The 11,161-nt window shown below is 43.7% G+C and carries 6 protein-coding genes and 1 pseudogene; 2 read left to right on the forward strand and 5 right to left on the reverse strand.

Features of this window, described 5'->3' with window-relative positions; translation table 11 throughout:
* Positions 1-627: S41 family peptidase (locus ABUA47_RS19750; protein WP_349831935.1), on the forward strand; the 627-nt coding region annotated here is incomplete at its 5' end.
* A gap of 1,524 nt (positions 628-2,151) precedes the next feature.
* Here ABUA47_RS19750 and ABUA47_RS19755 read toward each other — a convergent pair.
* The 4 genes and pseudogenes from ABUA47_RS19755 to ABUA47_RS19770 all read right to left on the reverse strand — a co-directional run.
* A pseudogene (locus ABUA47_RS19755) lies at positions 2,152-3,261 on the reverse strand (glycoside hydrolase family 105 protein); the annotation flags it as partial.
* Between the two features lie 124 nt (positions 3,262-3,385).
* Positions 3,386-5,002: a RagB/SusD family nutrient uptake outer membrane protein gene (locus tag ABUA47_RS19760; RefSeq protein WP_009037857.1), complete on the reverse strand. Its 1,617-nt coding sequence runs from the start codon at positions 5,000-5,002 to the stop codon at positions 3,386-3,388.
* A gap of 21 nt (positions 5,003-5,023) precedes the next feature.
* Positions 5,024-8,263 carry a TonB-dependent receptor gene (locus tag ABUA47_RS19765; protein WP_005833382.1) on the reverse strand — a complete coding sequence of 1,080 codons (3,240 nt, stop codon included), beginning with the start codon at positions 8,261-8,263 and terminating at the stop codon, positions 5,024-5,026.
* 110 nt (positions 8,264-8,373) lie between these two features.
* Positions 8,374-9,393 (reverse strand): FecR family protein, encoded by a 1,020-nt coding sequence (locus tag ABUA47_RS19770; protein WP_005833380.1) that lies wholly within the window; start codon positions 9,391-9,393, stop codon positions 8,374-8,376.
* A 153-nt stretch (positions 9,394-9,546) separates the two neighbouring features.
* Here ABUA47_RS19770 and ABUA47_RS19775 point away from each other — a divergent pair, with 153 nt between their 5' ends.
* Positions 9,547-10,095, forward strand: a complete 549-nt coding sequence (locus ABUA47_RS19775) for an RNA polymerase sigma-70 factor (RefSeq protein ID WP_005829791.1) — start codon at positions 9,547-9,549, stop codon at positions 10,093-10,095.
* A 69-nt stretch (positions 10,096-10,164) separates the two neighbouring features.
* Here ABUA47_RS19775 and ABUA47_RS19780 read toward each other — a convergent pair.
* The coding region (locus ABUA47_RS19780) for a glycoside hydrolase family 3 C-terminal domain-containing protein (protein WP_349831936.1) at positions 10,165-11,161 on the reverse strand (997 nt) is incomplete at its 5' end.

Raw genomic sequence — 11,161 nt, forward strand, 5'->3', positions numbered from 1 at the left:
GAGCTGTTGTATAAGCGCTGGGTGGAAAACTGCCGCAAGAAGGTGGATGAATATTCTGGCGGACGCATTGCTTATATTCACATCAAAGGTATGGATAGTCCGAGCTTCCGTAAGATTTACTCCGATTTGTTGAGCGAAAGCAGTCGTAAGAAAGAGGCTGTTGTGGTGGATACCCGCCATAACGGAGGCGGGTGGCTGCACGAACAAGTAGCGACGTTACTTAGCGGCAAGGAGTATGAACGCTTTGTGCCGCGTGGCCAGTACATCGGCAGCGATCCTTTTGACAGATGGCTGAAACCTTCGTGTATGCTGGTTTGCGAGGATAATTACAGCAATGCCCACGGTACTCCTTTCGTATATAAGACGTTGAGAATAGGCAAGCTGGTAGGTGCTCCCGTGGCAGGAACCATGACTGCTGTCTGGTGGGAAAGCCAGATCGATCCAAGTATTGTATTCGGTATTCCGCAGGTAGGCTGCATGGATATGCAGGGCAACTATCTGGAGAACCGCACGTTGCAGCCTGATATCCTGGTCTATAATGAACCGGAAGCTGTTTTGAAGGGAGAAGATGCACAGCTGAAAGCGGCGGTGGACCACTTGCTGAAGGGGTTGCCGCAAAAGAAATAGATGGATTGGACTTTATAAACAAGAGGCTGAATTCAAGATTGAATTCAGCCTCTTGTTTATAAAGTCGATGGGGTGTCTTATTTATTTTACAGTTACTTCTGACAGTTTTAACCAACCAGAATTAGTGAAGGTTCCCTTGGCAGAGATATCCAGCCCCTTAACATTGCTTCCATTGCCTTTGGTTGTATCGACTAAAGCTACTGCCCAGGTATAGGTTCCTTTTTTTACCCCGTGAAGTTTGGGAGTGAACTCATAGGAAGTGGGATAGCCTTTTATCCAGACGGATAAATCAGTATTGTTGTCCAGATAAGAGTAGACTACTTGATTGTCTTGGTTCAATAATGCGAAAGCTACTTTATACTTTTGGTTCCATTGTGGTATATTGGTTGGGCAATATCCCCAGCCTAAGTTGTTCCAGCGATGTACTATCTTTATTCTTGAACCACTCTTCATTTCTTTGGGAACTACAATGGAATCGGGATATAAACGATAACCTCCTTCGGAGATGAAACGCTCAACCAAAGGATAGGCATCACGGAACCAACTCATGGTTTCGTCTCCTACACGGAAATCCATCATGTTGACATGAGCTTCCTGACCGTCTTCAAATTCTCCGATACGCACATCTTTGGCTGTTTTGTAACCGCTCGGGTCATTGTGATAAGGGTGCTTGCTCACAATCCATCCACCTTCCAGTAGAACCGGGCGTTTCATAATCCAAGGTTTCACATAGTTTCGCTCCCACTGGCCGTAATACTCTCTCATTCCGAAAGCATCATGACGTAAGGAAAAGCCTTTCTCGCAAGCGCTGTCCAACAAGCGTTTACTATCGGGATCAAAATTCTCCTCACCTGCCCAGTCTTTGCCTGCACCCATCCAACGATGGTAGTTGATAACTAAAGGTACTTTGGTGAAGTGTTTGACGTAGAGGTCTGTAATCCAATTGAACACAGCTTCCCGGTTCTTGGGGTCAATGTACTTCATAGTGTGTGCCTCACCCCATTTGCCAAGACCGTAGCCGTCTATAAATTCCACCAGGTCAGGGTCATTGTATTTTTGGGCAAATGCTTCTATGAACTTTGCATATTTCTCCTGGAAGATAGGGTCATCAGGATAGGGAGAGCGTTTTCCATTGTCTGTATAGTATTTGGCTCCTGCATCGAATACATAGGCCGGAGTGGCTTCATTTTTTCGGTCGCGGCTGTCGACAACTACACGGAAAGAGAGACGCATACCTCTGTCGAGTGCCCCTTGAATTACTTTTTTCAACTTTTCGTTGGTATCCCAGCCGTAGACTCCTTCGGCGGGATTGAAGGTACTCCAATGCGTACGGATATAGAGTGTGCGTGCATAATCGGAGATTTTCACGGTTGTTCCTTTTTCCGGTACATAGATATGGTCGTATTTCTTCCAGAAGTCATCGCTGACATTCTCATTTGCATAAACAACCCAACCACTTAAAGGGTTTCCCTGCATGGTTTTTCTGTCTGGCCAGATTTTTATATAATCAGCTTCCGTATCTACAGCCATCTTGTATATCTGGCATCCTGCTGCAAGAAACGCACCGACACCGTAAACTTCTGTCATGTCACGCGTCACTTTACGGGGGTCGGCACCGATAGGCTGTACCCAGCCAAGTTTACCGCTTGCATCTACAGCATCGGTCAGTGCCTTCCAGCCTTTTATAATGACTGGCATGAAATCGTCTTCATTCAAGAGTCCCGCATTTACGCCATAGGCCAACGCATATACAAAGAAACCGGTGGAACTGGTTTCGGGAGAAGGATAAGAAGCCGGATCCAGAAGGCTGGCATGCCAATAACCGTCTTCGTTCTGCAATCCGGCGATACGTGTGCATAACCGGATAAACAGTTCTTCGTAATAAGCGCGTTCCATCAAGCCTTTGGGCAACTCCTGCAATACTTCTGCCAGACCGGCCAGTACCCAGGCATTTCCACGTCCCCAGAACACCTTTTTGCCATTGGCTTCTTTTTTACCGAAATAATGCCAATCGCGGTAGAAAAGGTTCTCTTCCTTATCGAATAGGTATTCGTAGGTAGCCCGGTATTCATTGTCCATGAATTGGAGGTATTTCCGGTTGTTGGTTTCACGGTATAGCTTGGCATAAACCGGGGGGGCCATAAACAAGGCATCACACCAGGTCCAGCGTTCTAGGGTTTTGTTGTCACCATACTCCAGTTTGAATGTACCGTTGGATGGATGGTTGACAATCCATTCCGTACGTGCCAGGGTAGGAGCCAGTATTTCCTCTTTTTTATATTTACGGTATAAGTCAATGAATGATTGGGAAACGGTTATATCGTCTGCATGGTACAACCGCTGATGGGGTTGCCAGCAGTTTCGTCTTCCTATTTTATAGAGCCATTGATAGTAGGTGCTGTCATTGTACTCCTCTTCTGCCAGTTTAGCCCAATCTACCATACCTACATAAAGTGCTCCATTGGTCCAATCCAGGTCGTGGTGTTCGTGGGCAGTGTTAGGATTGGAAATTTGCCAGTCTGCCACTTGCTTCATTTTCTCTTTTACTTCCTTTTTGCTGAATGGCACTTGTGCCATGATTGCCATACTGATAAACAGAAAGGCTGCTGCTGTTAATTGTCTGTGTATCTTCATGATTGTTTATTGATAAAATTAAGGGAATTGCCTTTGTTCTCAATGGACGCGGACAATTCCCTTTATGAGAATCTTGAAAACTATCTTTTTACCTTTATTCGTGTTTTATTTTGTCTTTGTGCTGTTAATATCCCTCGTTTTGCGGGAATTCTGCACCCGTATTTGAATCGATTATGCTCTGAGGAATCGGCCATAATGTGTGGTAATCACGCATAACGGGCCCCGATTCTGTATTGTATTTGCGGGTACGCTCCAATAATTTGCCGGTACGGCATAAGGTAAAGCGGCGTGATTCTTCACCTACCAACTCGCGGATACGTTCGTCCAGCAAGAAGTCCATGGTCATTTCACTGTCCGTAATTTCAGGAGCATGCGCGCGACGGCGTACAACATTGATTGCTTCGCGGGCACCTGAAATATCGTTCAACCCCAACCTTGCTTCGCAGAGTAAGAGATAAGTCTCGGACAAACGGAACTTCATGCGGTCACGGTAGGAACCGGTCAAAGAAAGGTTTTCGGAACGGCCATAGAAGAATTTTGTCAGAGCCGGATAAAGACGGAAGGTGGTAAACCATGTTTCGTCTGTAATCGTGGCTTTTTTACCATAAAGGTCGGGCATGTTCTCGTTGTTGTAATACCAGTTACGTTTGATGTTGTATTCGGAATTACGAATGTCTTCTTCATCAAAGAAACCGGTATCTTCTCCAATCCACCATTTCATTGGTACCAATTGCGACAAGCCGCGGCCACCCAGTGAGTCTGCCAAAACAAAACCGGTAATTTCGAAGTATTTGGGTTCCCAGGCACGGCGTGTCCAGTCATCGGAATTTGTACCGCCACCAGTAGTGTTATATTCAAACTGCATGACCCAAATGCTTTCCATATTGCCGGATGTGCGATTTTGATTGTTTTCAACGAATAGGTCGGAGAACACATCGCCGTTTGCTTTTGCCTTTTCACCGAAGCGGTCTTCCATCAAGTGGAAATATCCGCTGTTGATGACATTCTCTGCGGCAGTTTCAGCCTTTGCATAATCACCCTGCATCAAGTAAACCTCACTTAGTAAGTGTTCTGCCGCCCATTTGGTCAGCTTGCCGACTTTTACGGCATCAGGGTCAGTAGGCAGGTTCTCGACAGCAAACTGAAGGTCTTCTACCATGTGGGCAATAACCTCTTCCTTCGGTGTACGGGTAAAATCGATTCTGAACTGATCTTGAATCTTGTCTACATAAGGAACGTCTCCATACAGATAAACCAATGTACGGTATGCATAGGCGCGGAAAAAACGTGATTCTGCCTGATAGAGCGCCTTGTCTGTGCTATTATCCCAGTTCGTGTTTATTTCCGAGTATTTCAACATCTCATTGGCTCCTGCAATCAGACTATAAGCCCAGTTCCAGTAGGAGCCTACAATACCGGTATTTGGAGTTAATGTCAAGAAACCGAACGGTTGGATAGAACCGTCTTTGGTACCCATGGTAGCAAGGTCAGTGGCAATCTGCAATGCTTCGTAAGGGCAAGCGGCATTGTGCATGAAGGCACCGTTTTCACCCCAAGTGTTGTATTCAGAGCGTGCTTCGGCATAAAGTCCGGTAGAACCTACTTCGAAACCATAGGAACTTGTATATGTGTTGTCCGGAGCTAGTTCACTTTTCAGTTTCTCATCCAGAAAGTCAGAGCAACCGGTAGCAGACAGAGCTACTAACAGAGCTAGAGTTGCTTTTGATATATAATTTTTCATTGTATATATATTTAAGTAAGTTTAGAATGATAAGTTCAGTCCAAGTACGTAGGAACGTGCAGTCGGGTAAGAGGCAAACCAACTGTTGTCATAGTTCAATACGCTGCGTATGTCACAGAATGTATAAGGATTCTCCACACTGATATTGACTCCCAAACCGCTCAGTCCCAATTTCTTTACAAAATTCTTTTCAAAATTGTATCCTAAAGTGATATTCTTTATTTGGATGTATGTAAAGTCTTTGTAATAGCTGTGTCCGTCGAAGTTGTTATATGCTGGAGAAGCATATTTGGAATTGGTGTGTTCCGGTGTCCAGTAATCGGCATTATGCAGATAGTTGTATAAGTTGTAACTCCAACTTCCGATATTGGCTTCGTTCAACTCACGTGTAACTTTGAAGGTTCCATTCAGTAGGAATGACAAGTAAAAGTTCTTGTAAGTCAATGTATTGCTCATAGACATGAGGAAGCTTGGATTCTTTGAACCGATGATAACTTTGTCATTGGAGTCAATATAACCGTTTCCGTCTGCATCTTTCACTTTGGCAGAACCTGGTTTGGCACCTTTTTGGATCTCTTTTTCTGTACCGTCTGCTGCGGTATAGGTGAATTTGTCACCTTCCTGCCAGATGCCGTCGACGTCATAGTCGTAGTAAACTCGCAAGGGTTTGCCGATGAACCATTTATTGGTGATATCATCTTTTTTGTCACCACGTAGGTCTACAATCTTGTCACGGTTCAGTGAAAAGATGATTCCGGTGCTCCATTCGAAGTCCTTATTACGTATGTTGACGGTGTTCAAGGTAAATTCAACACCTTTATTGCGTGTTTTACCCACATTATCCCAAATGGTTTTATAGCCGTTCATGATAGGAACAGTACGTTTCATCAGCAAGTCTTTTGTGTTGGCGACATACATTTCAATGTTACCGTTGATACGGCCGTTGAAGAATGAATAGTCGATACCGACGTTGAATGTTTGGGTTGTTTCCCACTTTAGATTCGGATTTCCGACACCGTCGTTGGCCAGATAAGCACCGTTGACACCTGCTCCACCGTCACCCCAGATATAGTTTGTGAGGTGCAGACGGTCCAATGTCTGATAGGGGTTGATGGCTTGGTTACCGTTAGAACCATAAGATACGCGGAGCTTCAATTGGTCCAGCCAGTTTTGTGCATTTTCCATAAAACTTTCGGAAGCAATGTTCCATGCAGCAGCCACTGACGGGAAGAATGCATACTTGTTGTTTGCACCGAAGGCAGAATAACCGTCGGAACGTCCGGTCAGGGTCAACATATATTTTCCTGCATATGAATAATTCAAGCGAAGCATATAAGACAGCATCGAGGTTTCTGATAAACCAGAACTTACGGTTTTATTCTTTTCACCTGCATTGATGTTATGATAACTGGAATCATCGTTTACAAAACTTTCGGCACTTGACTTGGAAGTCTTTTTCTGAGTTTGTTGTACACTGAACAAACCTGTAGCGTCGAAACGGTGCTTGCCAAATTCACGATTATATTTGAGCAGATTTTCCCAAGTGTAATCCCAGTAGTGTTCATTGTTGATGCTGGCTTTTCCGCTGGCTGTTCTACCGTCTTTGGTGTCACGACCATAGTATGTGCCGGTAAAGTCGCTACGATAGTTGTAACCAAAGGTTGTACGGGCTGAAAGACCTTTTACCGGCAACAGAATGTCAGCATAGGTGTTGATGAAGAAGTTACGTCTTGTTTGATCTTGGTCGGCATTGACATTGGCCATCGGGTTAATAATCAGGGATTGGTCCATAGGTTCTTCATAATACTTGCCGTTTTCATCTTTGTAGATACCATAAGGACTTTGCTTTACAGCATGTTCAATATTCGGGGTTATACCACCGCCATCTCTTTGAATAAATTGGGTCTGTATACCAATAGTCAGCCATTTGTTTAATACTTGTGTGACATTCAAATTGATATTGTAACGTTTCATAGCAGAATTGTAGACTACACCTTCTTGATCCAGATAGGAAACTGCCCCCATATAAGTGGTGCTTTCAGTACCTCCGGAAATGCCTACTTGATGTTCCATGGTAAATGCATTGCGGAAAATATAGTCCTGCCAGTCGTTTGTAACGCCTTTCTTGTAATTTATAAGTTCGCTGGCACTCAGAATATTCTCAGGAGCCAATTGGTCTCCGCTCCATCCATCTTTCAGGCGTGCAATGTCTTGTTTAAATGTGATGTATTCGTCTGGAGTCATCACATCAATAGTCTGTTGGGGTTGCGACATTCTGAACTGCCCTTTGTATGTAACTTGGGGTGCACCTTTCTTGCCTTTCTTTGATTGAATCAAGATAACACCATTGGAACCGCGTGAGCCGTAGATAGCTGCTGCGGAAGCATCTTTCAAGACACTAAGGCTTTCGATGATGTTTGGGTCAATATCACTCAAAGAACCATTGTAAGGAATACCGTCCAATACAATAAGCGGTGCATTGTCAGCACTTAATGAGTTTTCACCACGTACACGGAGGGTTTGGTCTGCCCCCGGTTTCGCATCACCAGTAGTTACGCTTAAGCCCGGAATTTGTCCTGCGAGACGGTCCATCAAGTTACTGCTATTTATCATGTTCAGTTTCTTCTGGTCTACTGATACCAGACCTCCAGTCAGGTCGGACTTACGCTGTGTACCATAGCCGATTACCACGACTTCTGCCAGTGTTTTACTGTCTTCCACTAACTTTACGGTACTGTTTCTACCAGCTTTTACAGTCTGTGTCACATAACCGATATAGGAGATTTTGAGATTACTCCCTGCCGGTGCGTTGATTGTGTATTTTCCGTCAAGATCTGTAATGACACCAGTACTGGTTCCTTCCACCATGACATTTGCTCCGATAATCGGTTCACCACTTTCGTCAATTACTGTACCAGAGATGTTCTGTGGTTGTCCGGATATTGCCTTGTTATTCTTTCCGGTATATAAAATAATGTGTGTTGCGTCGATTTCAAATTTAACATTGGTCCCTTTCAATAAGGCTGCTATTGTCTTATTAATAGTTTCATTCTTAACATTCAAGCTGACTTTCTGTTTGATGTCTATTTGCTGCGATTCATAGAAGAAAGTGTATCCACTTTGCTTTTCCACTTTTGGCATAGCCTCTGATAATGGGATATTTGTGAACTTCAGTGTGATCAGTTTCTCTTTCTTTTGTGCAGAAACCGGGGCACATAGAAGTACCAGTATAAGAATGATGAGTTGTTTTCTTATATCCATAATTGTCTTAAATTTAAAGATTAATGTAGGTGTTTACTTTTCGTTAATTATTAAATAATGTGCATTTCTCATTTGTTTGTTTGGCATAAGTTTTTAATTTTGTTACTGTTTCATTTTACTTTTTGTTTTGTGTCTGCAAACGAAATTGTCAACTCATTCTCTTCGTTAAAGGTATATTTCATAGGTTGGATGCGTGCCATGATGCGGAGTATTTCGTCCAGCGGTTCGCTACGCAACGTAAACGTATAGAAATATTTATTGGATAATGTAGGATCCACGTCTATCTTTACCCGATACCATTTAGAAAGCAGTTTGCAAATGTCTCCCAATGAACGGTTTCTGAATACGAGTTGTGTATTTGCCCACGAAGAGGCAAAATGTACATCATCTTTTTCTACCTTAAGTGTAAGGGTTTTCCGATTAAAAGTAGCTGTTTCGCCCGGTTTGAGGAAACGGTTCTCTGTCTCGGTTTCCAAAGAGACGGACCCTTCTACCAAACTCACCAATGTATTTTCCGAACCGGGGAATGCATCGACATTGAATTTGGTTCCGTGAACTACGATACGCATACCTTCTGTCTGCACAATAAAAGGTTTGTCAGCATCGTGTGCTACATCGAAGTAAGCTTCACCAGTTACATTTACGATACGCTCATCCTTATTCATTTGTGATCCGTATTGCAAAGAGGTCTCTGTATGCATCCATACTTCGCTTCCGTCAGGAAGGAGAACCTTAGACTTACCCGACAAATTAGAGTATAACTGCGGCATGGCTTCAGGCTGTCCGTTAAGGAATCCTATGTAGAATGAGCAACCGATGGCAACAGCTATACATGCAGCTACTGCGTAGCGGTATATCTGTTTCAGTTCGAAGCGTTTCTTTGCAGGTTTTTCAGTCTGCTTAGGCTCGCTGGCGTGCATACGGTTGACAAGTTCATTCCAATAATATTCGGTATTGGGCGTGTAGTTTTCTACATTTGCCTGAATTTTTTCCCATAACAGTTGCAATTCCTTGAATAACGCTTCGTTGTTACTGCTGCGTAACCAAGTCTCCAATTGCCGCTCTTCGTCTGCGGAAATTTCCTGTTTCAACTTAGGAATGATTAAATTCCAAGGAACACTTTTTTTCATGATCATGATGTTTTTATAGGCCTTCACTTATATGACACATCACTTGGGTTTAACCCTTATTCCAATTCCAATTATTTTTTTAATAAATTTCGAGGAACAAATAATATTAGTATCTTTGCCGCTCAAGAAGCCCTTATCTAATATAACTTCGATATGCCTGCAGAAGATGATATCCTATTGTTACAGTTAATCAAACAAGATGACGAGAAGGCTTTCAAGCACCTTTTCGATACTTATTTTGTTTCACTCTGCCGCTTCATGTCCCTTTATCTGAGAGACAAGCAGGAGATAGAAGAACTGGCCCTTTCCATCTTTATGAATTTGTGGGAGGGTAGGGCCGACTTGACTCTTAAAATCTCATTCAAGGCTTATCTTTTCCAGTCTGCACGCAATCGTTGCCTGAATGCTTTACGCGATGAAAAGGATACGGTTCCCATCGAGGGAGGAGAAGAATATGGATATGCTCTTGCGGCTGATACTTCGGTGGAGATGGAAGAACTGAACCGATTGATTGAAGAAGCTGTTTGTTCCCTTCCGGACAAATGTGGGCAGGTTTATCGCAAAAGTAGGGAGGAAGGGAAGACTAATCAAGAAATTGCCGGGGAAATGGGGATTTCTGTCAAGACGGTGGAGGCCCAAATAACCAAAGCCTTGAAGCATATCAAGAAATTTTTAGGAGAACAGTATACTTATTTGTTCTAAAATAGAAATTGCAGGCCATCTGTCTTTTAGAATGATGAAAGGAGGATGGCCTGCAATATAAAAAGAAGATTAATCTATAACCGTGAATTTTACTTTCTGGTCTTTCACTATTACATAATATTCTCCATTTTCAAGGAAATGTTCACCATTGGCATTTACAAAAGCAAGATCACGCATCGGGTCTATTTCAAAGCGGAATATATGTGTTTCACCTGCTTTAATTAGTTGCTTTTCGAAGTGCTTCAATTCTTTGCATGGACGGGTAATCGTGCTAAATGGGTCTGAGATAAACCAATGCACCACTTCTGCACCGTCACGTTTGCCTACATTGGTGACTGGGATTTCCATTACCAACTTTTCACCGCGTCTGATGGTTTCTTTGGGCAAGTTGATATTACCATAATTAAAGGTGGTATAACTCAAGCCGTATCCGAATTCATACAGTGGGGAAGAGGAGATGTCTTGATATTTGCCACTTTGTGGACGGGCTGTTTTGCGCTGATTGTAATAGATTGGAATCTGTCCGGTGGAACGTGGAAAAGTAATGGAAAGCTTGCCCGAAGGATTTACCCGGCCGGACAAGACACCTGCCAATGGTTTACCGCCAGGTACTCCCGGTTGCCACATTTCAACGATGGCGTCACAGAGAGGTTCCACTTTAGAGAGTCCCAAAGGACGTCCGTTAGCCAGTACCAGAACAATCGGTTTGCCTGCTTTCTTCATTTCAGCAATGAATTCCTCTTGAATGGCAGGCAGTTCTATGATGGAACGCGATGCGTTTTCGCCACTCCACTTTTTCTTTTCACCCATGCAGAGTAGAATGACATCTGCTTTCCGGGCTACAGCCAGTGCCTCACTGAATTTGGAAGTGTCGTTACCGTCGAAACCACAACCCTCGGTATAAATCAGTTCAGCCTTGCCTGCAAATTCTGCATCCAGCGCCTTTTTGATGGGGAGGACATCTTCTGCATGTCCATGTCCATACCATGACCCCAGGAGCTCGGCACAGTTTTCTACCAGAGGCCCCATGACGGCGATAGTTGGCTTGTTCCCGTTTGCCAGAGGG

The organism is Bacteroides sp. RTP31139st1_H2_RTP31139_211217 (assembly GCF_040227615.1).
Lineage (GTDB): Bacteria > Bacteroidota > Bacteroidia > Bacteroidales > Bacteroidaceae > Bacteroides > Bacteroides uniformis.